Annotated in this window: 17 protein-coding genes and 1 pseudogene; 2 read left to right on the forward strand and 16 right to left on the reverse strand. The window is 66.8% G+C overall.

Going from position 1 to position 23,488, the window contains the following annotated elements; translation table 11 throughout:
* Window positions 1-526: 526 nt before the first annotated feature.
* The 9 genes from DSM100685_RS06950 to dnaB all read right to left on the reverse strand — a co-directional run bounded on the left by DSM100685_RS06950 (window position 527) and on the right by dnaB (window position 10,328).
* Complete coding sequence (locus DSM100685_RS06950) at window positions 527-1,546, reverse strand: glycerophosphodiester phosphodiesterase family protein (RefSeq protein WP_152350631.1); 1,020 nt, start codon at window positions 1,544-1,546, stop codon at window positions 527-529.
* Window positions 1,547-1,630: 84 nt separating this feature from the next.
* Entirely contained in the window at window positions 1,631-2,482 is an 852-nt protein-coding gene (locus DSM100685_RS06955) for an amino acid ABC transporter permease (protein ID WP_239512701.1), read from the reverse strand.
* The gene (locus DSM100685_RS06960) at window positions 2,473-3,144 is read right to left on the reverse strand and encodes an amino acid ABC transporter permease (protein ID WP_204314333.1); all 672 of its coding nucleotides are present in this window, start codon (window positions 3,142-3,144) and stop codon (window positions 2,473-2,475) included. The genes DSM100685_RS06955 and DSM100685_RS06960 overlap by 10 nt, the downstream gene beginning before the upstream one ends.
* 162 nt (window positions 3,145-3,306) lie before the next feature.
* Window positions 3,307-4,266 carry a glutamate ABC transporter substrate-binding protein gene (locus tag DSM100685_RS06965; RefSeq protein WP_152350632.1) on the reverse strand — a complete coding sequence of 320 codons (960 nt, stop codon included), beginning with the start codon at window positions 4,264-4,266 and terminating at the stop codon, window positions 3,307-3,309.
* A gap of 121 nt (window positions 4,267-4,387) precedes the next feature.
* On the reverse strand, window positions 4,388-6,271 hold the full coding sequence (locus tag DSM100685_RS06970) for an ABC1 kinase family protein (protein WP_240811894.1): 1,884 nt from the start codon (window positions 6,269-6,271) through the stop codon (window positions 4,388-4,390).
* Complete coding sequence (locus tag DSM100685_RS06975; protein ID WP_152350633.1) at window positions 6,268-6,540, reverse strand: phasin family protein; 273 nt, start codon at window positions 6,538-6,540, stop codon at window positions 6,268-6,270. Before DSM100685_RS06975 ends, DSM100685_RS06970 begins: the two co-directional genes overlap by 4 nt.
* 167 nt (window positions 6,541-6,707) lie before the next feature.
* Window positions 6,708-7,457, reverse strand: a complete 750-nt coding sequence (locus DSM100685_RS06980; protein ID WP_152350634.1) for a type 1 glutamine amidotransferase — start codon at window positions 7,455-7,457, stop codon at window positions 6,708-6,710.
* A gap of 1 nt (window position 7,458) precedes the next feature.
* Window positions 7,459-8,928: a Mur ligase family protein gene (locus tag DSM100685_RS06985; protein ID WP_152350635.1), complete on the reverse strand. Its 1,470-nt coding sequence runs from the start codon at window positions 8,926-8,928 to the stop codon at window positions 7,459-7,461.
* 2 nt (window positions 8,929-8,930) lie between these two features.
* Entirely contained in the window at window positions 8,931-10,328 is a 1,398-nt protein-coding gene (gene dnaB, locus DSM100685_RS06990; RefSeq protein ID WP_152350636.1) for a replicative DNA helicase, read from the reverse strand.
* 706 nt (window positions 10,329-11,034) lie between these two features.
* Here dnaB and DSM100685_RS06995 point away from each other — a divergent pair.
* Window positions 11,035-12,453 (forward strand): MATE family efflux transporter, encoded by a 1,419-nt coding sequence (locus DSM100685_RS06995; RefSeq protein ID WP_152350637.1) that lies wholly within the window; start codon window positions 11,035-11,037, stop codon window positions 12,451-12,453.
* 288 nt (window positions 12,454-12,741) lie between these two features.
* Here DSM100685_RS06995 and DSM100685_RS07000 read toward each other — a convergent pair whose 3' ends face one another.
* From DSM100685_RS07000 to DSM100685_RS07020, 5 genes are all read right to left on the reverse strand, one after another.
* On the reverse strand, window positions 12,742-14,568 hold the full coding sequence (locus DSM100685_RS07000) for a [protein-PII] uridylyltransferase family protein (protein ID WP_152350638.1): 1,827 nt from the start codon (window positions 14,566-14,568) through the stop codon (window positions 12,742-12,744).
* Window positions 14,569-14,703: 135 nt separating this feature from the next.
* Window positions 14,704-15,042: a P-II family nitrogen regulator gene (locus DSM100685_RS07005; protein WP_150354424.1), complete on the reverse strand. Its 339-nt coding sequence runs from the start codon at window positions 15,040-15,042 to the stop codon at window positions 14,704-14,706.
* 1 nt (window position 15,043) lies between these two features.
* Window positions 15,044-16,375, reverse strand: a complete 1,332-nt coding sequence (locus tag DSM100685_RS07010) for an ammonium transporter (protein WP_152350639.1) — start codon at window positions 16,373-16,375, stop codon at window positions 15,044-15,046.
* A 151-nt stretch (window positions 16,376-16,526) separates the two neighbouring features.
* On the reverse strand, window positions 16,527-17,750 hold the full coding sequence (ftsY, locus tag DSM100685_RS07015; RefSeq protein ID WP_152350640.1) for a signal recognition particle-docking protein FtsY: 1,224 nt from the start codon (window positions 17,748-17,750) through the stop codon (window positions 16,527-16,529).
* Window positions 17,751-17,981: 231 nt separating this feature from the next.
* Window positions 17,982-18,368, reverse strand: a complete 387-nt coding sequence (locus tag DSM100685_RS07020; RefSeq protein WP_152350641.1) for a hypothetical protein — start codon at window positions 18,366-18,368, stop codon at window positions 17,982-17,984.
* Between the two features lie 134 nt (window positions 18,369-18,502).
* Here DSM100685_RS07020 and DSM100685_RS07025 point away from each other — a divergent pair.
* Window positions 18,503-19,142, forward strand: a pseudogene (locus DSM100685_RS07025) (TetR/AcrR family transcriptional regulator); the annotation flags it as partial.
* A 1,668-nt stretch (window positions 19,143-20,810) separates the two neighbouring features.
* On the opposite strand, the gene DSM100685_RS07030 reads toward DSM100685_RS07025, so the two are convergent.
* Together DSM100685_RS07030 and DSM100685_RS07035 are read right to left on the reverse strand one after the other, a co-directional pair.
* Window positions 20,811-21,824, reverse strand: a complete 1,014-nt coding sequence (locus tag DSM100685_RS07030; protein WP_152350642.1) for a ribokinase — start codon at window positions 21,822-21,824, stop codon at window positions 20,811-20,813.
* A gap of 17 nt (window positions 21,825-21,841) precedes the next feature.
* On the reverse strand, window positions 21,842-22,792 hold the full coding sequence (locus DSM100685_RS07035; protein ID WP_152350643.1) for a nucleoside hydrolase: 951 nt from the start codon (window positions 22,790-22,792) through the stop codon (window positions 21,842-21,844).
* Between the last annotated feature and the right edge of the window lie 696 nt (window positions 22,793-23,488).

Below are 23,488 nucleotides of genomic sequence, written 5' to 3' on the forward strand. Positions count from 1 at the left end.
GAAACATCCGCCGGAGCCCCGCACGCTCTCCGCGGCGCCTGTGCCCGCCGCGCCCGAGGAAACGGTGGCCCCGACAGGCCCTGCGGGTTGGTCGTATGGTATTTGGGCAAGCTCATCCGAGCCATGGATAGCCGTAAGCATGGTTTCCCCTTCTGGCGTCATCGCCGTGTTTTCGGAACCCCTGGCTATCCCTCAACGCCGGAATTCGTTGTACAACCAATCAGTACCCGCCGCCGCAGACACGCTCCGGCCCCGTGACCGCCCATAACGGGGAATTCCCAAGCCCATTCAATCCCGGCAAATCGGCACAACCACACCGTTGAAACACCGCCGTCTCGCTCCCCTTCGCAACACGCCGGCCGAAAAACCAATGCGCCAAGTCACGCCGCACCGCGCAGCGCGCCACAGCGAACCGACCCGCCATCCGTCATCCCATCCGTCATCCCGTCCGTCGCCCGCAAACGAAAAACGGCCCCGCCGGCACAAAGCCAACGGGACCGCAAAACAGCCTATAAAGCCTGTAGCGCTACGCCTTCCGGGGCACGAACGCCTCGAAGATGAACCGGTCGAAGTACGGCTCGGACTCGCCGAGTTCAGCGGAGCTGCGCACTGTCCAGGAGACCGTGGTGGCGCCCATCGCGCGGGCGAGACGGACCTGCGGGGTGTCGCCGCCGTGCCAGTCGTAGGCGATGAAGTCGGGGCGGGACAGCCAGTCGAACGCGAGCAGTCCGGCCATCCATTCGGTGACGGCCTTCTTGTCCGTGCCGAAGGACGCGAAGTCCGCGAGCTGGCCGCGGTTGGCCTCGGGACGGTTCTGCTTGTACCAGTTGACCGCGCCCGGGTGGAACGACTCGATCACGTACGGGCCGGCGTAAGCGCTCAGCAGCGCGTCGCCCTTCTCCATGAGCTCGTCGTCGCGGTCCGACCAGTCGAAGCCGTCGAACTTGTACTCCACGATGATCGGCACGCGGCCGTCCACCACCTTGAGCACGTCGGAGAACAGCGGCACGTGCTGGTAATAGCCCTCCGGCGCGGTGGCGGGCGCGGCGTCGAGCGGCTTGGCCTCGGCGTCGCCGGGCTTGGCGGGGGCCGGGAACAGCGGGATGGCCGTGAGCTCCTCGTAGGTCAGATCGGCCACGCGGCGCGGGTCGCCGGCCACGCGCTCCAGATCGGAGTCGTGCACCACCACGACCTGCCCGTCGACCGTGAGCTGCAAATCGAGCTCGATGCCGTAGCCGGCCTCGGCGGCCGCGGCGAAGGACGCCAGCGAGTTCTCCGGGGCGATCGGACCGGCGAAGTCGGCGCTGCCATAGCCGGCCTGAACGGCCATGCGGCGGGCCAGATCCACATAGTCGCCGCTTTCCGCCTCGTAGCCGGCAACCAGACCGGAACCGGCGTCGTGCAGGCCGCGATGGGCGTACGGCACGTCCGGAACCTCCGGCACGTCATGGTTGCGCTTGTCGAATCCCGGGCGCGGCGCCACGGCCAGCACCCCGGCGCCGGCGGCGACCACGCCGGCCGCCAGCAGCTTCTTGCCAAATCCCATTCGGGCCTCCTTGACGGATTGGCGCGGCGAAATCATCCGCCGCGATCACATCACAAACCTAGCACCCTGCAACCGGGCCGGCGATCAGCTCTCCACCATGTGCGGCATGACCGTGGGGATATCGAGAACCTGTGTGTTCTGGCGGCGCGACAGCCAGTTGGCGAACCGCGAAATCGCCAGGTTCACGAGGATGTAGATGATCGCGACCACCAGATACACCGGCACGAGGCTGGAGAAGTTCGCGATGATCACCTTGGCGTTGACCATGAGCTCGGGGTACGTGACCACATAGCCGAAGGAGGTGTCCTTGACGACCACCACGAGCTGCGTGACCAGCGTGGGCGTGATGATGCGGAACATCTGCGGCATGACCACGTAGCGGAAGTTCTGCCACTCGCTCAGGCCCAGCGACACGCCGGCCTCCTTCTGGCCGTGGGGCACGGCGGCGGCGCCCGCGCGGTACACCTCCGCAAGCACGGCCGAGGCGTAGGCGGACACGGGGATCACAACCATCCAGTAGGTGCTGATCTTCAGTCCCATCTGGGCGGGCAGCAGGAACATCGCGTAGATGAACAGCAGGGTGGGCGTGCCGCGGAAGAACTCGATGAACGCGGTGGCCACCCAACGCACGGGGGCCCAGCGCGAGGTGCGGCCGAGCATGAGCACGAGGCCGAAGACCACGGCTATCGCGCCGGCGCCCAGAGCCGCGCGCATGGTGCCCACAAGGCCCATGCCGATGAACTCCCACACGTTGAGCTGCGCGAAGAAGTACCAGTAGCGGGAGTCGAGTTGGCCCTTGATGTAGAAGCGGTACACGATCCACGCGAACAGCGCCGCGAGGGCGAGCGCGGACAGGATCGTGCCGATGAGGATGCGCCTGCGGGCGCGCGGGCCGCCGATTTCGAACAGGGCGGCCTCGGTCGGGGTCATCGCCATATCGTGAGCCTCCTTTCGAGCCTGCGGCCCAGGAACGCGATGAACAGGCCGGTGAACACGTACATCAGCGCGGCCACGAAGAACGTGGTGACGCCGAGCGCCTCGGCGTTGTTGATCTGCGCCACCAAGCCGGTGAGCTCCTTGTGCGCGATCGGCACGAGGGAGCCGACCGAGGAGCTGATGAGCACGGAGAGGGCCAGCGTGACCATCGGCTGGATCACGGCCCTCAGGGCCTGCGGCAGCACGATCGAGCCGACGATCTGCGAGAAGCCGAGGCCCAGCGACCGCGCGGCCTGAATCTGGCCGGGGTCGATGGTGTTGATGCCGGTGCGCAGGTTCTCGCATGCGAACGACGAGGAGACGAGCACCAGCGCGAGCACGGCGCTCGGCTCGTAGTCGATGACGAGCCCGAGGTTCGGCAGCGCGTACACGATGAACACGAGCAGGCACAGGACCGGCATGTTGCGGAAGATCTCGACGTACACGGTCACCGCGCCGCGCAGGGGCGGAATGGGGCTCACGCGGGCCACGGTGAGCAGGATCGCCACCGCGAATCCGCCGATGAATCCGAGCACCGCGATGCGCAGCGAGACCAGATACGCGGCGACGAACGCCTGGCCGTACGTGGTCACGAGGTATTGGAAGTCAGTGAGGACCGACACCGCGCGCCTCCTTTCTGATTGGTCGCCGACGGACCGTCCCGCGGCATTGCGCCGCTACGGGGCCGAATACGGGTCGAAGGACCCCCGGACCGGATTGGCCGGGGATCCTTCGACTGCGATCAGCTGTTCCGCACGGGACGGTCGGGCAACGGGATCACTCGATCACTGCTCGATTTCCGGCGGGGTGGGCACGGTGGTCACGCCGGTGCGGTCGCCGATGGTGACCTTCCACAGCTTGGCCCAGGTGCCGTCGTCCTCGATCTTCTTGAGCCACGCGTTCACGAACGCGGCGGCGTCGGAGTCCTTGGGCAGGCCGATGCCGTACGGGTCCTTGTTGCCGAAGGGCTCGCCGGCGATCTTGAAGTCATTCGGGGACTTGACGAGGGTGCCGAGCTGCAGGGTCTGGTCCACGACGTAGGCGTCGACGCGGCCCTGGCTCAGCGCCTGGGTGGCCTCGGCGTCGGTCTGGAACTCCTGCACGGTGGCCTGCGGGGCCACGCCGGCCACGATCTGCGGACCGGTGGAGCCGGCCTGCACGGCGACCTTCTTGCCGTTCAGGGAGTCGGTGCCGGTGATGGTGGTGTTGTCCTTCTTGACCAGAATGGCCTGCTGGGACACGTAGTACGGGCCGGCGAAGGAAATCTTCTCCTTGCGCTTGTCGTTGATGGAGTAGGTGGCGAACACGGCGTTCACGGTGCCGTTCTGCAGCACGGACTCGCGGGTGGACGAGTCGACCACCGTGAGGTCGGTCTTGGCGTCGCCGAGGATGTAGCGGGCGAGCAGCTGGCTCAAGCCGGCGTCGAAGCCGCGCACCTTGTTGTCGGTGGTGGACTGCAGCGAGAACAGCTGCGAGGTCTTGGTGCCGCCGACCTTGAGCACGCCGGCGTCCTTGACGGACTTGGCCCACGCGTTGGCCTCGATGGTGGCGTCGTCTGCCACGTCGCCGGCGTTGATGATCGCGTCGTAGGCGGAGGCGTCGAGGTCGGTGTTGGTCGTCGTGCCGGCGCTGCCGGACGTGGTGGCGGTCGGGGCCTCGCCGCAGCCGGCGGCGAACAGGAGTCCGGAGGCCACGACGAGCGCCGCGACCTTCCTGAACACGGAAGTCTTGAATGCAATGGTCATGATGGGTTCCTCTCTCATCGATGTGGTCACCACCATAGCCGACTCATGTGGCGCTCATGTCACGAAATCGCATTTTTCGCCCTCAGAGGCTATCGGCGTTTCTTATAGCGCGCGCCAAACCTTACCGCCGCTTGGATTTGCGGCCCTTGAAGTAGATGTCGAACACGATCCACGCGGACAGCACGAACGCCACCACGTAGCCCATGAAGCCCACGATCGGGATGCCGAACACCACCGGCTTGATGCCCGCGTAGTACACGATCGACGATCCGACGAACAGGCCGACCACGATCAGGGCCATGGTGACGCGGTTGACCATGTCGCTGAGCATGCGCATCGGCTCGTCGCCGCCCACCAGCTCGGCGTTGAACCTGAGCTGCCCGCGGGTGAGCATGCGCGTGGCCACCTTGGCCTCCCCCAGCGTGGAGAGCAGACCGTGCAGCGCCTTCGCGCCCTCCACGCCCAGCGACCGGGCCTCGTCCTTGGCCATGTCCCGCTTGGATTTCGCGGCGGCGATGTGCGCGGAGATGATCTCGATCATGTTGACGTCCGGGATGAACTCGTCGAGCAGGCCCTCGAGCGTGACGAGCGCGCGGCCCACCGTGGTCACCGAGCTCGGCACCTCGATATGGTGCCGAGCGGCGAGCTGGGTGAGCGAGTTGAGGAACGACGCGATGTCGAGGTCCTTCAGGTCGATCGTGCCGAACTCCTTGACGATCACGTCCAGGTCGGCGAGCAAGGCCGGATAGTCCTCCGCGTCGGTCTCGGATCCGGCGAAGCGCAGCAGGCCGTCGGCGAGCGCGGGCGAATCCTGCTTGGCCACGGCGAAGATCATCTCCTGCAGCACCGAGCGGGTCTTGGCGTTGAGCCGGCCGGTCATGCCGAGGTCGATGAGCACGATCCTGCCCTTGGAGACCATGATGTTGCCGGGGTGCGGGTCGGCGTGGAAGAAGCCGTCGTCGAGGATCTGCGTGGCGTAGTTGTCCACGAGCTTGGTGCCGATCTCCTTGAGGTCGTACCCGGCGGCGACGAGCTGGCGCGGGTGCGAGACGGAGATGCCGTGGATGTACTCCATCACCACCACGTGCTGCGTGCACAGGCGCATGTAGGGCTTCGGGCAGTCCATGTACTTGTACGGCCCGCAGAACTCCTTGAAGTCCCTCAGGTTGCGGGCCTCCACGAGGAAGTCGGTCTCCGCCTCGAAGGTCTCCCACAGCTCCTCGACCACGCCGCGCAGGTCCACCACCTGGGCCGCGTGCACGAACTTGGTGGCGTACTTGGCGGCCGAGCGCATGATGTCCACGTCCTGGGCCATGATCTCGCGCACGCCGGGGCGCTGCACCTTCACGGCCACGTCCTCGCCGGTGACGAGCGTGGCGCGGTGCACCTGCGCGAGCGACGCGGAGCCGAGCGGCGTGGGGTCGATGTGGCTGAAGATCTCCTTGACGGGCCGGCCGTACTCGTGCTCGAGCGTGGTGAGCACGGTGGCGTAGGGCATGGGATCGGCGTCCGCGCGCAGTTTGGACAGCTCGTCGCAGAACGACTGCGGCAGCATTTCGGAGCGCATGGACAGGATCTGGCCCACCTTGACGAACGTGGGGCCGAGCGCCTCGAACATGAGGCGCATCTTGACGGGGGTGAGCCCGTGGAACACGTCGAAGCGGGAACAGATCTTCCAGATCTGGCGGATGCGCTTGAGCCGGCCGCGGCGGGTCAGGTGGTAGCGCGAGGAGAAGTCGTTGCGCCGGCCACCGAAGAACTCGAGGGTCTGCGGGCGCGGGTCGTAGGCGTAGTCGTCGTCCTCGGCGTAGGAGTCGACGCCGGCGTACGCGCCGAGCGGGTCGTCGGGCATCCGCGACGCTGCGGACTCGGCGGGCGCGCCGGACTCGGCCGTTTTCGGGCGCGACGAAGCCCCGCCGGGCGCGACGTTCGCATCCTTCGCGGGTTGCGACGGCGACGGGCCGGCGGGGGTCACATCGGATTCGGACTGCGGTGCGGAGCTCACGCCTCGGGCTTGGCCTCGTCCTCGGCGGGCGCGTCAGCCGTCGCTTCGGCGTCGCCGGCTTCCGGCGCCGGAGCGGTCGTCTTGTTGACGGTCTCCTTGATGGTGTGCTTGAGCTCGGTGTTGAGCGCCTTGCCCTGCTCGACCGTCAGCTCGCCCTTCTTGACGAGGTCGTCGACGATCTCGCTGCCCTTCTCGTACGTGGTGGCCAGGGCGCCGACGCCCGCCAGAAAGACCTTGCGCAGGCCCTCGCCCAGATCGAAATCAGCCATGATACGCCTCCTTGGGTTCTCCATGGGTTGGTGAACGCTTCCAGCCTACCCCACCACGGTCCGACAAACCTGGCAAATCTGTTATTTCTGCCCTCTCAGCGGTCATTTTCCGGCTATTTTCCGTCCCAGGAGACGCAAAATCACCAGTTTGCGATGTTGCGTCGTCGTCAGCGCGGGCGGGAGGCGGCGACGCGGCGGGCGTTGGCGGCGACGGCGTCGAGACGGGCGAGCTCGGCGCGATCGGCGTCCGAGCCCAACTCCTCGAAGCTGCCGTAGCGGCGCTCGACGGCGGTGCGGATGAGGAAATCGGCCACGGCTGGGTTCTTGGGCAGCAGCGAGCCGTGCATGTAGGTGCCGATCACGTTGCGCACGCGCGCGCCCTCGGTGTGGTCCTCGCCGTTGTTGCCGCAGCCTTCACGGTCCACGCGCCCGAACGGCTTCACGCCCTCGCGCAGGAAGGTCTGCCCGGAGTGGTTCTCGTAGCCGATCACGTCGCCGAACTCGTCGGAGTGCTCCACGAGGTTGCCGATCATGCGCACGTTCTGACCGACCGTATAGGCGCCGATCACGCCGATGCCGTCGAGCCGCGAGCCGTCGATCGTCTCGAAGTACTCGCCGAACAGCTGGTACAGGCCGCAGATCATGAGCATGGGCACGCCGTCGTCCGCGAGGGAGCGCAGCAGGCCGGCGCGGCGGAACAGGTCGTCGATGATCTTCTTCTGACCGGTGTCCTGACCGCCGCCGCCGAGGATCACGTCCGCGTGCTCGGGCCAGTCGTCACCCTGGTTGTACGCGTGCACGCGCGGCTCGTAGCCGTGCAGTTCGAGCCGGCGGCGCACCACGAGCACGTTGCCGGAGTCGCCGTAGATGTTCATGTCCTTGGGGTACAGGGACACCACGTCAATGGGTTTGGTCATGTTACATTCCTCCCACGCCGGCATCCGCCACGCGCGCGACCTTGGCGAGTTCGGCGCGCACGCGGAGCATGGCGGTGTACGTGCAGTAGATGTGCTTGGGGCGGCCGGGGTTCGCGGCCACGAACGATCGCAGCGCGGCCTCCACGTCCGGCTCCACATGCCCGACCGGCACCTGGTCGTAGCCGAGTCGGGTGGCCATGTCCCACGCGCGCACGCCGGAGACCTCGGCCACGCCGGAGCCGCGCAGGGAGGTGAAGTCCACGTCCCACAGCCAGCTCATGTCGCGCCCGTCGGCGTATTCGTCGTTGATGACGATCATGGTGTCCGCGCCTTGGGGCGGGAAGCTCGCGAGCGAGAGGCGGAAGCCCATGGGGTTCTTGACGAGCAGGAGCTCGACCGGGCTGCCGTTGACGTCGATCACCTCGCCGCGGCCGAACGCGGGGGTCACATGGCCCACGGCGGCAAGCAGCTCGTCGTCGGTGGGGCGGCGGGACGAGTCGGCGAGCACCGCGCGCACCACGGCGAGCGCGGCGGCGGCGTTGTACAGGTTGTAGACGCCCTCGAGCCTGACCGGCGCGGTGCGCACGCGGCCGTCCATGAGGAAGTCGGCCTCGTGGTCGCCCACGCGGGAAAGCGTCACGTCGGCGTCGAATCCGGCGCAGGAGGCGGGGACGACGGCCAGAGCGTCCGTGTTGTCCGGGCTGTCCGGATTGCCCGTTGCAGCGGAGGCGGTCGGCTTGGCGGTATCTCTGGTCGCCACAGTTCCGGCTTCCACCGTGGTTCCGGCTTCCGCCGCGGCTCCGCCCTCCACGGCGACGGTCGTGGCCATGTCGTCGTCGGACGGGAAGAACGACTTGAGCTCCTCGGACAGGCCGAAGTAGCGCACCTTCGTGCCCTTGGGGCGCAAGTCAGCGAGCGCCCGGATGCGCGGATCCTCGCGGTTGAGCACCACCGTGCCGGTCGTCGCCTCGGCCACGTGCCCGAGCAGGCGGGCCGTGTTGTCGATCTCGCCGAAGCGGTCGAGCTGGTCGCGCATCACGTTGAGCAGCAGGGCGTAGCGCGGGCGCACCTGACGCACGAAGTGCACGGCGTACGCCTCGTCGAGCTCGAGCACGGCGATGTCCGCGTCGAGCCGGCCGCCGGCGGAGACCTCGGTGAGCAGCGCGGAGACCACGCCGCGCGTGAAGTTCGAGCCGGTCGGGTTGGTGAACACGCTGAAGCCGAGCTCGGTGAGCATGGAGGCGACCATGCGCGTGGTGGTGGTCTTGCCGTTCGTGCCGGAGACGAGCACCACGCCGTAGGGCAGCCGCCCGAGCGTGCGGGCGAGGAAGCCGGGGTCGATGTCCTCGACCACCTTGCCCGGGAAGGCCGATCCGCCGTGGCGCGTCAGACGGGCGGCGGCACGCACGAGGCGGCCGATCGTCGGCGTGGCGAACGCGTACCACGGGCGGGGAGGAATTGCTGCATTCATCGTCACACCCCCTGATTGTTGTAGTCCTGCGGCATGTCCTTGAATTTCGAGGTCGCGCCGAGGAACGCCAGATGGAAGGTTTCGGTCGGGCCGTTGCGGTGCTTGGCCATGATGATGTCGGCCTCGCCGGGACGGTCCTCCTTGTCGTAGAAGTCGGGGCGGTGGACCAGGAACACCACGTCGGCGTCCTGCTCGATCGAGCCGGACTCGCGCAGGTCGGACAGCTGCGGCTTCTTGTCGTTGCGCATTTCCGGGCCGCGGTTGAGCTGCGAGAGGGCCACCACGGGCACCTCGAGCTCCTTGGCGAGGAGCTTCAGGGCGCGGGAGAACTCGGAGACCTCCTGCTGGCGGGACTCGACCTGCTTGCCCGAGCTCATGAGCTGCAGGTAGTCGATCACCACGAGCTTCAGGTCGTTGGTCTGCTTGAGCCGCCGGCACTTGGCGCGGATCTCCATGAGGCTCATGTTCGGGCTGTCGTCGATGAACAGCGGGGCGTCGTTGAGTTTGCCCCAGAACTGGTTGAGCGTGTTCCAGCGCTCGGGCGTGATGTCATCGGCGCGGCGCAGCGCCACGAGCGGGATGTTCGTTTCGGCGGAGATGATGCGCTGGGCGAGCTCCACCTTGCTCATCTCGAGGCTGAACACGATCGACGTCATGCCGTGGTGCAGGGCCGCCGCGCGCGCGAAGTCGATGCCGAGCGTGGACTTGCCCATGGCGGGTCGGCCGGCGACCACGATCATCTGGCCGGGCTGCAGGCCCTGCGTCAGGTCGTCGATGTCGCGGAATCCGGTGGGCACACCACGCTCCACCTCGCCGTTCTGCAACTTGTCGAGCTGGTCGAGGGCGTCGTGCACCACCGGGCCGATGGCCGTGTAGTCCTGGCGCACCTTGCCCACGGACATCTCGTACACCTCGGACTGGGCGAGGTTGACCACGTCCTCGGCCTGCGAGCCCTCGGCGGTGTAGCCGAGCTGCGCGATCTTGGTGCCGGCGGCGATCACGTTGCGCAGGATGGCGCGCTGGTGCACGATCTCCGCGTAGTACGTGGCGTTGGCGGCGGTGGGCACGGCGTTGATGAGGCTGTGCAGGTAGTCGGCGCCGCCCACCTTCTCGAGGTCGCCGCTCTTGAGCAGCTCGTTGGCCACGAGCACCGCGTCCACCGGCTGGCTCTGCGAGAACAGGGTGATGATCGCCTCGTAGATGGTCTGGTGCTTGGGCTGGTAGAAGTCGGAGACGTCGATCATCTGCGAGACCTCGCCGATCGCGTCCTTGCTCATGAGCATGCCGCCGAGGACGGCCATTTCCGCGTCGTCGTCGTGCGGGGGGATGCGGTCGAAGACCACGCCGCCGCCCTGGGCGCCGTCCGGGCGCGATCCGCCCCAAGAAGTTCCATCTGCCATACCCACGAGTATAGAAGGCGCCCGTATCGCGAAGGCGCGCCTTGCGTTCAACTTGCATCTGCGGTCAAAATCGCACATCGCCGATGTGCGATCGCGGTGGAATTGACGGGCGCGACACGCGATTCGCGGCGTTGTGGACGAAAAATCGAGTTATCCACATATCGGGGATATCTCGGTGGATATGTGGACGGGTTATCCACCTTGTGGGGATAATTTGGTGGACATCGTGGGGATAGTGCGCATGCGCTCATACCGGAAATTTGCCGTCAGGTAAACAACGTGCTACGGGAACGTTTGAACCGTCAAATCTACGTTCATTGCGGCGTTCAGCGCGGTGCGAGCCGCGGTGTTCGGCACGGTGCTTATCGCAGTGTGCATCGCAATGTCCATTGCAGGCGACAAGTGTCCGTCCCATCACCGTCCCGCCATCGCAATCCGTCATTTGTTCCAATCCGCGGCCTGATTTGCGCAGCTTGGAATGACCAACCGGAAAACGACCACTCCGCAGGCTCGATTTGCCATCGTTCATTCCAACCTGCGATTTCAGGAGCGCAGATTGGAACGAATGACGCAAGGCCATCATTCTGAACGATAAGTGGAACCCGTCGGGGCGCGCAGCCGACGGATCCTTCGATTACGGCTGATGGCCTGCGCTTAGGAGGACGGGACCGGGATGACCCGCGACGGCGTGCGGTAAAGTGACGGCGTGAACACGCAGCAGCATCCGCAACGGCGATCGGCCAACACCGACCAATCGGCCAACACCGACCGATCAGACGATGCCAACCGGCCAGCCAACACCGGCCAATCGGCCAACGTCAACCGGCGCATCCTCGCGCTGGCCCTTCCCACGTTCGGCCAGCTCATCGCGGAGCCGACCTTCATCCTCATCGACACGGCCATCGTCGGCCACATCTCCGACGCGGCGCTGGCGGGCCTGTCCATCGGCTCGACCATCATCCTCACCGCCGTGGGCCTGTGCATCTTCCTCGCCTACTCCACCACCGCGCAGGTGGCGCATCTGCTGGGCGCGGGACGCCGGCGCGAGGGCATGCAGGCCGGCGTCGACGGGCTGTGGCTGGCGCTCGGCATCGGCGTCGCGCTCGGCGTGGCCCTGTTCGCGGCGGCCGATCCCCTGTGCCGCGCGCTCGGAGGCCGGGGCGAGGTGCTCGGCCAGGCGGTGACCTACACGCGCGCGATCGTGCTCGGCGCGCCCGGCATGCTGCTCGTCTACGCGGCGAACGGCATCTTCCGCGGCGTGCAGAAGGTGCGCGTCACGCTCATCGCGGCGGTGAGCGGCGCGGTGCTCAACACGGTGCTCGAGGTGTTGTTCGTGCTCGTGTTCCGCTGGGGCATCGCCGGCTCAGGCGCGGCCACGCTGATCGCGCAATGGTATATGGGCCTGTTCCTCGCCGTGCCCGCGATTCTGTGGGCCAAGGCGGACGGGGCGAGTCTGAAGCCCCAATTGGCGGGCATCGCGCGGGCGGGCGGCGACGGGCTGCCGCTGTTCATCCGCACGCTGGCGATCCGCGCGGCCATGGTGGTCACGGTGGCGAGCGCGGCGCGCATGGGCACGGACGTGCTGGCCGGGTTTCAGGCGGTGAACTCCTCGTGGAACTTCGCGATGAACATGCTCGACTCGGTGGGCATCGCCGGACAGACGCTCGTGGGCACGGCGCTGGGCGCGAGGGCCGTGGCCGAGACGAGGCGGCTCACGCGCGCGACCGGGCGGGCGGGACTCGTCACCGGCGCGGCGATCGGCGTCGGGTTCGCGGTGGTGGGCCTGTTCGCCGGCCGGTTCTTCTCCCCCAGCCCGGCCATCCAGCTGCTCGTGGCGGCCGGCATGCTCACCATGGGCGTGTTCTTCCCGCTGCAGGGCTGGATGATGGCGCTCGACGGCATTCTCATCGGCGCGCGCGACTACCGCTACCTCGCCGTGACCTGCACGCTCACCGCCGTGGCCTACATCGCGCTGATGCTGGCGCTGGCGGACGGCCTCACGCCGCTCATGCCGAGCGAGGCGGCCAGCACGGTGGCGCTGTGGACGCTGTTCAACGTGGTGCTCATGGGCGGGCGCGGCCTTGCGAACGGCCTGCGCGTGCGCGGCGACCGCTGGATGCGCTAGTTTCGCCGTCCATTCCGCTTACTGACTCCACCTACTTCGGCTTCCGAGGGCGGATTTCATCGATCGCCGACATCCACTTGTCCTTCCGAGGGCACCTCATTCGACGATCAGCCGCTGCAGTGCCGCATACGGCGGCGCAAAATGGCGGCATTGCAACGCCGCTCATCCGCGTCACGCGCCATCATGCGTATGGAAGTGCCCTCGGAAGGGCAAGTAGATGTATGCAAACGCGATTATCCGCCCTCGGAAGGGCATTTACCCACTTCGGACAACACAGCGCAGCGCGCGTCACAGCGCCTCGCGCGCGGCGGCGTACATCTGGCCCACGATCGCGGCGCGCCATTTGCTCCACCCGTAGCGCTTGGTGATGGCCTCGCCGGGCGTGGCGCCGAGCGAGGAGCCGTCGGCGCGCGTCAGGTCGAAGAGCATGTCGAGCAGCAGCGGGTCGTGGTCCACCAGACCTGCGAGCTCGCGCCCCACGGCCGGGTCGTTCGGGTCGCGTCCGGTGGCGTACTCGGACAGCGCCAAGTGGCGCTGCACCAGCAGCGTGGCCCAGTCCACGATCTTCGGCGCGTACCCCATGCGCTTCAGGATGAACGGCACGTGCCGCGCGCCCTCGGCCGCATGGTCGGCGACGCCGGGCCGCTTGCCCAGGTCGTGCAGGATGCCGGCCAGCAGCAGCGCCGCGTAGTGGTCGTCGTCGTACCGCCCGCCGCCCGGGGTTTCGCGCCCCAGACGGGAGGTCGCCTCGACCATGTGCCGGTCCACGGTGTACCGGTGCGCGGCGGAGGCAGACGGCCGGTTGCGGATGCCCAGCCATTCGGGCATCCAGCGCCCGGGCAGGTTCACGTAGTCGAGCTCCTCCCACACGCCCATGAGCGCCGGGCCCGTGGCGAGCAGCCGGATGAACAGCGAGCGCGCCTCGTCGTCCCACACCGAGTCGCGGATCGGGCAGCGCTTGAGGTTGAGCAGCGTGGTCGGGTTGATCTCCATGCCGAATTCGCCGGCGGCCACGCCCACGCGCAGGGCGAGGTTCGGATCAGCGGCCGGCTCCGCCCCCGGTGCGAGCACGATTTCGCCTTCATGCTTGGCCACGCCGGGCGCGATCACGTCGAACTGCGGGGCCTCGCGCTTGCCGCCGGCGCGCGGCTGAAGCATCTGGAAGAACGCGAACCGCGGCTTTTCGTGCACGAGCGAGTGCTCGGCGCGCGACGCGGTGGAATCGAGCGCGAACGAAATGCGCCGCCCGAGACCCGCGAGCGCGGTCTGCAGGTCGTCGATGGCCTTGGCGTCGCGCTCGGCCTGCGGGTAGGTCGGGTCGGCGAGGCCCAGCATGGCGGCCACCTGCGGCTGGTAGGGCGCGAGCAGCAGGTTCGTGTCCTTCTTGGCCACCAGATGGATGCAGTCGCGCACGTCGAGCAGGCGTTCCACGGCGTCGTCGTAGGCGCCGTGAGGGCGGTCGGCCAACCACGAGGCCGCGAGCGCGGAGACGAGCACCGAGTCGCGCAGGCCGCCGCGGGCCTCCTTGACGTCCGGCTGGTTGATGTACGCGAGCCGCCCGAATTCGTCGAGACGCGACTTGGCGGAGTTGAGCAGTTCCGGCAGACGCTTGCGGGCCGCCTTGCGCCAGCGCGTGAGGATGGAGTTCGAGGTCGTCTCGATCAGCTCCGCATCACCGGCGATGGGCTTGACGTCGAGCCAGCCCATGGCGGCGGGCAGGTCGGAGTCGGTCACGGCCTCGCACTGGGCGCGCGTGCGGATGGAGTGGTCCAGATCCAGCCCGGAGTCCCACAGCGGGTACCACAGTTTGTTGGCGAGTGCGTTGAGCCGCTCGTCGTTGAGCACGTGCGCGTCGTAGATGATCACCAGATCGAGGTCCGAGCTGGGCCCGACCTGCCCGCGCGCGAGCGAGCCGACCGCCGCGAAGCCGATGCCTCGCTCCGGCACCTCGAAGTCCACGGCGTCCGTCGCCTCCGCCCAGAGCCGTTTGAGGCAGCCGATCGCCAGCTCGGTGCGCGCCTTGCGCTTGGCCGTGCCGTTGCGGTACACGCCGTCCGCGTCCGGCTGGCTCATGTCCATGAATCGTTGCTTGAGACCGTCAACCGCACTGGCCACGGCGCTTCCCTTCCCTAGACTCAATTACATTGGCAAATGCCGAAATATATGAAATCCCCGCGCACGAACGGATCGCACGCGGGGATTCCTGTCTCATTGACCCGCCTCAGGGCAGAAGCGGGAGCCTATTGTGGATCAGATCGCCGCGGAACCGGTCTCGCCGGTGCGCACGCGGGTCACGGAATCGAGCGGGGCGACCCAGATCTTGCCGTCGCCGATGGTGCCGGTGCCGGCCGCCTTGGCGATCACGCCGACCAGCGTCTCGGCGTCGGCGTCGTCGGACAGCACCTCGACGCGGATCTTCGGGATCAGGTCGACGGTGTATTCGGCGCCGCGGTAGACCTCGGTGTGTCCGCGCTGGCGGCCGTAGCCGTTCGCTTCGGAGACGGTCAGGCCGTGCACGCCGGCGGCCGCGAGGGCCTCCTTGACGTCGTCGAGCTTATGGGGCTGGATGATAGCGGTAATGAGCTTCATCTCACTTCACCTCCTTGAGGACGGAGCTGGCGGTGCCAGCGAAATCGTAGGCGCGCTCGCCTTGGTCGGCCAGATCGATGCCGCCGACCTCCTGGGCCTCGGTGACGCGCCAACCGAGCGTCTTCTCCAGTGCGAAGGCGATGATCGCGGTGATCACGCCGGAGTACAGGATGGCGCACAGGGCGATGGCGATCTGAACGAGCAGCTGCTTGAAGTCGCCGCCCGCGAACAGGCCGGTGCCCTGGCCGAAGAAGCCGATGAGCACGGTGCCGGTCAGGCCGCCGACGCCGTGGACGCCGACGACGTCGAGGGAGTCGTCATAGCCGAGCTTGAACTTGAGGCCGCAGGCGAAGCAGCACAGCACGCCGGCGATCGCGCCGAGGACCATGGCCCACAGCGGGGAGACCACATCGGCGGCCGGGGTAATGGCGACCAGACCGGCGACGATGCCGGAGGCGGCGCCCATCGCGGTGTAGTGGCCGGTGCGGATCTTCTCGGTGAAGCCCCAGGCCAGCATGGCGGCCGCGGTGGCGGCGGTGGTGGACATCCAGGCGTAGCCGGCGGTGCCGTTGGCGCCGAAGGCGGAACCGGCGTTGAAGCCGAACCAGCCGAACCACAGCAGGAAGGCGCCGAGCATGACGAACGGGACGTTGTGCGGGCGGATCGGGGAGACGCCGAAGCCCTTGCGCTTGCCGATGATCAGGACGATCACGAGCGCGGCCACTGCGGCGTTGATGTGGACGACCGTGCCGCCTGCGAAATCGTGGGCGGCGGCGCCGATGGCGGTGGAGATCGCGCCGTCACCGCTCAGCAGGCCGTGGTTCCAGACCATGTGGGCCATCGGGGCGTAGTCGAACGTGATCCACAGGGCGACGAACAGCATCCAGGTGCTGTACTTGATGCGCTCGGCGAGAGCGCCGGAGATCAGGGCCACGGTGATCATGGCGAAGGTGACCTGGAAGGCGACGTCGATGGAGCCCGCGTAGTTGGGCATGTCGTCCGAGACGCTCGTGAAGTCGGCCGGATCATTCACCGCGGTGAACACGCCGTCCTTGGCGACCATGGAGTCCTTGAGCAGGAAGCCCGTGGCCGGATCGCCGAAGATGCCGCCGATGCTGTTGCCGGCGTAGGCGATCGACCAGCCCCACAGGGTCCAGACGACCGCGGTGACGGACAGGGCCGCCGCCGAAAGCATCAGCATGTTCAGCACGGCCTTGGCTCGGACCATGCCACCATAGAAGAACGCCACACCGGGCGTCATGAGGAAAACCAAGGAAGCGGACGTAAGCATCCATGCGGCATTGCCGTACGTTGCTGCGACTTCGGGCAACATGGCTACCTCCCTCTCTCTGTTCAGGCGCCGGAGTGTCCGGCGGAGTTCACTTATGCGGCTTCCGTTCGGGAGCCAACACACGCAATGAAACGACCGCCGGATTTCCGAGATTGTTACATCCTGTTACGGGGAGGTTAAAGGCCCTGCGGCGCTAGGCGAGGATGCCGTCCACGAAGCCCTCCGGGTCGAACGGGGCCAGATCGTCCGGGCCCTCGCCGAGTCCCACGAGCTTGACGGGCACGCCGAGCTCCTTCTGCACGGCGATCACGATGCCGCCGCGCGCCGAGCCGTCGAGCTTGGAGAGCACAATGCCGGTGATGCCGATCACCTCGGCGAACACCTTCGCCTGCGCCATGCCGTTCTGGCCGGTGGTGGCGTCGAGCACGAGCAGCACCTCGTTCACGGGCAGGCTCTTCTCCGTGACGCGGCGGATCTTGCCGAGCTCGTCCATGAGGTTCGCCTTGTTCTGGAGGCGTCCAGCGGTGTCGATGATGAGCACGTCGGCGTCGGTCTCCTTGGCGCGCGCGGCGGCGTCGAAGGCCACCGAGGCCGGATCGGCGCCGTCCTTGTCGGAGCGCACCACGGGCACGTTGACGCGGGCGCCCCACGTCTCGAGCTGGTCGGCGGCGGCCGCGCGGAAGGTGTCGGCCGCGCCCATGACGACGGACTTGCCGTCCGCCACGAACAGGCGGGCAAGCTTGCCGGCGGTGGTGGTCTTGCCGGTGCCGTTGACGCCGACCATCATGATCACGGACGGCTTGGCGGCGCCCGGCTTGTCCACATTGAGGCGGCGGTCCGTGTCGCGGCCCACGAGATCGAGGAGCTTGCCGCGCAGCATCTCGCGCACGGCGGCCGGATCCTTCTCGCCGGTCACGCGCGCGTCGGAGCGCAGCTCGTCCACCAGCTGCTCGCTGGCCTCCGCGCCCACGTCCGCGAGCAGGAGCGTGTCCTCCACGTCCTCCCAGTCGGACTCGCTCAGGTTGTCCTTGGTGAGGATGGAGAACAGGGCCTTGCCGAAGGGGTTGGCGCTTTTGGCGAGCTTGGCCTTGAGGCGGGTGAGGCGGGAGCCCACGGATTCCGGGGACTCCGGTGATTTCGGCTTGGACGCCGGCTGCGGGGCCGGTTCGGGCTGCTCTGGCTTGGCGCCGGATTCAGCCTCGGGCTCGGCTTCAGCGGCGGAAACGGATTGGGCAGCGGGAACAGTTTCCAGCTTGCCGTCCGCCGACTTCGGCGCTTCGGCGGATTCCTGCGTCTTCGGCTGGGCCGCCGCGGCCTGGGAGCGCTTGCGCGAGCGGTCCCAGAAGTACCCGGCGACGACCAGCGCGGCGAGCACGACAACGACGGCGACGATCGCGATGATGGTATTCGTATCCATGTCTCAAAGCGTAGAAACGCCAAGGGACAGTGCCGCCGGGGCGAATCGCGCCGGTCTGGCATCGAATGGCGGGATCGTCGTTCCTCAAACCGGATGGACAATCAGACGGACAGGACAATGTCCGGACAACGGCTGGACAATGTCCGGGCAACGGCAACCCGTCAGTCAAGCCTCCGAGGCGCACAAGGCGTCCATGGCGTCCAAGCGCGTCCGAATCGGCGCCCGGCGATCTTAAGCCTCCCGCTCGTCGGTCTCCCCGGCGTCCTCGGCGTCCCCGTCCTCGCGCTCCGGACCGCCGTCGTGCTTCGGCTTGCGCTTCGATCGCATCTCCACCACCGTGCCGTTGGTCACGTACACTGGATTCTCCATGGTCCGCTCGTTGGGCCCCTCCGGCGGAACCGCGCCGACGGGACGGGTCAGGCGCGACGACTGCGGCTCGAACGACGGCACCATGCCGGCGGACCGGGGCGGTCGGACGTCCTCGGCCGGCTTGGGTTCGGCGCGCTTCTTCAGGGACTCGGTGAACAGCCCCTCATGCGACTCGCCGCGCGCGAGCCGGAGCACGAACACCACGGCGCCGATCAACAGCGCCAACCACAGAAGAATCACCACGAGCATAAGGCACATTCTGCCAAAACCCCCTTACGAAGCGCACGCGTCGTTTCGCGACCGTCGCCATTCCCTCACACGTCAAACGACACACGTGGACCGGCGGCCGTGAAACAATGGAGCGCATGGGAAATTCTTCGAGGATGACGTCGTTCCAGCGCAGGGAGCAGCTGATCGAGGTGGGTCGCGCGCTGTTCGCGGCCAAGGGCTTCGAGGCGACGAGCGTTGAGGAGATCGCCACGAACGCCAAGGTCTCCAAGCCGATCGTCTACGAGCACTTCGGCGGCAAGGAGGGCCTGTACGCCGTGGTGGTGGACCGCGAGATGCAGGCGCTCACCAACGCCATCGCCACCGCGCTGTCCGAGCCGAGCGAGCATCCGCGGCAGATCGTGGAGCGCACGGCCCTGGCGCTGCTCACGTATATAGAAGAGCACACCGAGGGGTTTCAGGTGCTCGTGCGCGATTCGCCGAGTACGGACCCGGCCGGGTCGTTCTACTCGCTGCTCGGCGACGTGAGCATCCGCGTGGAGGACCTGCTCACGGCCGCGTTCAAGAAGCAGCGCCTGCCCGCCCGCGGCGTGCCGTACTACGCGCAGATGCTGGTGGGCATGACCGTGTTCACCGGGCAGTACTGGGCCGATCGGCGCAAGGTGAGCAAGGAGCAGCTCGCCGCATACATCGTGGACTTGGCGTGGCACGGGCTCTCGCGGCTCTCGCCCAAGCCCGAGCTGCGCTATGAGAGCGAGAAGGCTCGGCGTCTGGCCGCACGAGAGGCGGAGCGGGCCGCGAGGGCCGCGGGCATGGCGGCGGGTTCGGCCGGCCATGCCAATTCCGGCGCGGTCGTCGCACCGGGCACTCCCGGCAATTCCGGTGTTTCTGGCGCCTCCGGTATTTCCAGCCTCTCAAGCATTTCCGACGCTCCCGGAGTTCCCGGTTCGGCGGGCATCGCGGCGGGATCGGCTATGGGCTCGGCGATGGGTTCGGCGACGAACTCAGCGATGGGCTCGGCCGGCGCGGGCAACGGCTCGATTGCCGCAGGCATTCCGGCTGGCGTCGTTTCCGCCGCCAATACCGCCGCGCCCATGCCGTCCCTCGCCCATCTGGCCGCCAAGTCCGAACCGGCCGCGGCCCGTTCCTCCGCCGCGGGCGGGGAGGGTCTCACCGACTCCGACCTGCTGTAGGCCGCGGTGGGTTCTTCCTGCGCCGCATACGTTCTTCTCATCTTCTGAATTGCCCATGCATGCGATGCCCCCATATGCCTGCGCAAGCACTGCGCAGCGACAGAAACAACTCGTCTCCTCTTTCACGCTGTCCCTTTTGTAACGTTTTTACAAAACAAACAGCGTACGGGGCTTCCCGACGTCTGTTCTGTAATCTTTTTACAGAACAGACAGTTTGGGGACCGTTTCGGCGTCTCCGCTGTAAAACCATTACAAAACATGCAGTTTGGGCGGCTTTAGACTGCATGTTTTGTAAAAACGTTACAGAGAAGACGTCAAAGACGGGATGGGACCGTCCGGTGGGACGCGCAAACGGCGACGGCGAAAGGCATCAATGGCGACGAATGCACGCAGACGCCGATCACGCGTCCGGGCCTTCGCATTCTCCACGTTCCGCTCCATGTTCCACGCCCGACAGGCCAACTTCCGCAAACATCAGTGGCCGTCTATGCACTAACAGCATAGTGTGCAACACTTTCCGGCCATTGCGAACACCTATCTGCGTTTTGTGCGGCACTGTGCATCACCGACCGTCATTGATCTGCCCGGAAACCGGGGGAAGGGGGAATATGACGGAAGAAAGGACTTATCCGGAACATTGAGTGCTGCACAGAACGCAGATAGGTGTTCGTGGCATCGGCAAAGTGCCGCACACTATGCGAATAACACCACGAATAAACACCAGAACCGAGCGTTACGCCGGACCGTCCGTACGTATGCCACCTGCTTTCTGCCAAAAGTTGCATATTCGGGCGCGGCAAGCCTTCGACTGCGCTTTGAAACGCCCGAATATGCAACTTGTGGAGGGAACCCGATTAGCGCACAAACGCACGCGCGTGCTACTCACCGTTCCGAGGGCGGATTTGGGCACGCGCAAACATCTATTTGGCCTTCCGAGGGCATCGCCAGTCCGTCGACCGGCATGAGGCAAGACCATTTTCCAAGGATTTCCGCACCTCTTGAATCTCGAACGCCGTCACAAGATGCCCTCGGAAGACCGAGTAGGTGTTCGCAAGACGGCAAATCTGCCCTATGAAAGGCAAGTAGCTTGCCTCGGGCAAAACACGGTCGGCCGGCATCCACAAGCGCCGCACCGCCGCCCGCTCTGCCGCGCGCCCATCACCAATTCATGCGGCGCATACCGCTGCCGGCGCGTCCACCGCCGGTGCACTGCCGCCCACCGCCGGTGTACTGCCGATGCGCGCCGCGAATTTCATGCCGCGGAGTCAGTTCACGCCGCGAACCGCGTGCGAATCTGCTCGGCGGTGCCATATGAGGCCTGCGCGCCGGAGCCAGTGGCGGCATAGGCAGCCACATAGGACGCGGCACGGGCCGCATCGCGCAACGTCAGGCCCGCCGCGAGACCGGCGAGCACCGTGCCCATGAAGGCGTCGCCGCACCCGGTGGTGTCCACGGCGTCCACGGGCACCGGCGTGATGTGCGAGGCGACGCCGCTGGTGGCGTCGAGCACCACCGATCCCTCCCCGCCGAGCGTGACGATCGCATGCGGGAAGCCAAGCCGCCGCATGCCGGCGAGCGCCTCCTGCCAGTCGAATGCAGCCCATTTGCCGTCGACGGGCTCCTCCACGTCGAGCATCATGGCCATCTCGTGCTCGTTGACAAGCAGCACGTCGGTGGCGCGCACGAGATCCTCCGGCAGTTTCGCGCGGAACGGCGAGTTGTTGAGCAGCACGGTCACGCCGGCCTCGTGGCACAGGCGGGCCGCGGCGGTCACGGTCTCGATCGGGCTTTCGAGGCACAGGCCGAGCACGGCCACGTCCGGCCCAGCCAGTGCCGATTGCACGGAGGCCACGTAGTCGGGCGTGACCTGCGCGTTGGAGCCGGGCGAGTACACGATGGTGTTCTCCCCGCGCTCGTCCACGGTGATCACGGTGGTGCCGCTCGCGCCGGGCACGTGCAGCACATGCGTGGTGTCCACACCGGCCTCGTTGAGCCTGCCGAGCAGGAAGTCGGCGTTGTCGTCTCTTCCCACCGCGCCGAACAGCCGCACGCGCGCGCCGAGCCGGGCGGCGGCCGCGGCTTGATTGCCGGATTTGCCGCCGGACAGGATCCGCAGCGGACCGGCGTTCACGGTCTCCCCCGGGCGGGGCAGACGCTCGGTGACGACGGTGTAGTCGGCGTTCATGGAGCCGATCACGGCCACGGATCGACCCGCTTCCGCACCGGCGATCTTTTCGAGCGCGTCGGTCAGCGCCGCGTCGCCGCGCTCCGAAGCCTCGCGCATGCCTTCTTCAAGCATGGTCACGCCGCCAGCGCCGTGATGCGGGTCATGAATTCCTTCAGGAACCGCGGCACATCCACGCCCACGGCCACGCGCGAGGTCTTCACCGGATCGTTGAGGCGCGTGTTGTCGCCGATCGTGCGCCCGCGCGTGGGGCCTTCGAGGTCCACCATCATGTTGATCGCCAGCGTGTCCACAAGCGTCGGGTCGATGGACGCGGCCACGGCGAGCGGGTCGTGCAGGCCGCAGCCGCCGAGGTGCGGGGCGATGCGCCCGTACGCGCCGATGTAGTAGTCGGTCATGTCCGCGAGGAAGCGGCCGGCCGGGGTGCCGAGCGCCCGCCACTGCGCGGTTTCCTTACGCGTGAGCAGGGTCTGGAGGGTCACGTCGAGACCGATCATGGTGGTGCGCACGCCGGAGCGGAACAGCGCGTCCGCGGCCTCCGGGTCCTGCGAGATGTTCGCCTCGGTCCACGCGTTCACGTTGCCGGGCACGGTGAGCGCGCCGCCCATGAGCGTGATGTTACCGATGCGACCGACCGCCACCGGGTCCTTGGCGAGCGCCGCGGCGATGTTGGTCAGCGCACCGGTGGGCACGTAGATGAGGTCGTCGCCGTAGGTCTGCGCCGCGTCGAGGATGAAGTCGACCGCCGATTCGGTCTGCGGGGCGCGCTTGGCGTCGGGGATGTCCACCTCGCCGATGCCGTTGAGCCCGTGGATGCGCGCGGTGGAGGGCTCGACCAAGAATCCGTCCTTGGTGCTCGGATGGTCCAGTCCGGGGTAGACGGGCACTTCGGGGTGACCGAGGAGTTCGGTGACCGCCAGTGAGTTGCGCACGCCGGTTTCGAGCCGCACGTTGCCGTACGTGCCCGCGATGCCGATGAGTTCCACTTCGGGGCTGCCCAATGCGTAGGCGATGGCCAGCGTGTCGTCGATGCCCGTGTCCAGATCGAGAATGAGTTTCTTCGTCATGGTATTCCACGATACCGTGTTTCGCCCGGCACGCGGCCGAGGGGCGGGATCGTTCGCCAAGCGTTCATATTGGCGGAGGGCGGCGGGTGCATCCCTAATTTCTGGCAAAATCAAAAAAATCAAAAGTTTCAAAAATTGCGAACACAGATCGCGACATCAAGTCTTCGACGTTGCAGACAACAAACGGCGGGTTGGACGATCCGATTCCGGATCATTCAACCCGCCATTCGGCTATTTGACAGTTCGGACAGTCAGCCGCTCAAACTCAGCCGTTCGACTGTTCGCCGAGTAACCTCCCGAATGTCGTCACGCGCGCAGCAGGGCGTTGACCTTGATCGGCGCGGTGGTGACAGCCACCTGAAACTCGTGCAGGACGGGCTGAGAATAGCTTCCCGGAGACTAAGTCTCCTTCACCGTGTAGATGTCTCCGGACTTTGCCCTCCTATCCTCAACCCCAGCAATTCCAACGCCTCACATGAAACATTCACCCCTTGTACTTAATCAGCTTTAGGGGATAAACCCCGCCGACCTTCGACCATTTGCTCCATTCCGCATCCAACACATCCTCTCATGGGGGTGCGGACGAAAAGTTGGACGCTTTGGCGTCCGGATTGGAGTCCGCAATGTACCGCAAGGACGTCAAGCGCATGGTCGTCGGCCTGTTCTACGACGACCGCATCAACGCGCCCGAGATCA

The organism is Bifidobacterium avesanii, assembly GCF_009299475.1.
Classification (GTDB): Bacteria; Actinomycetota; Actinomycetes; order Actinomycetales; family Bifidobacteriaceae; genus Bifidobacterium; species Bifidobacterium avesanii.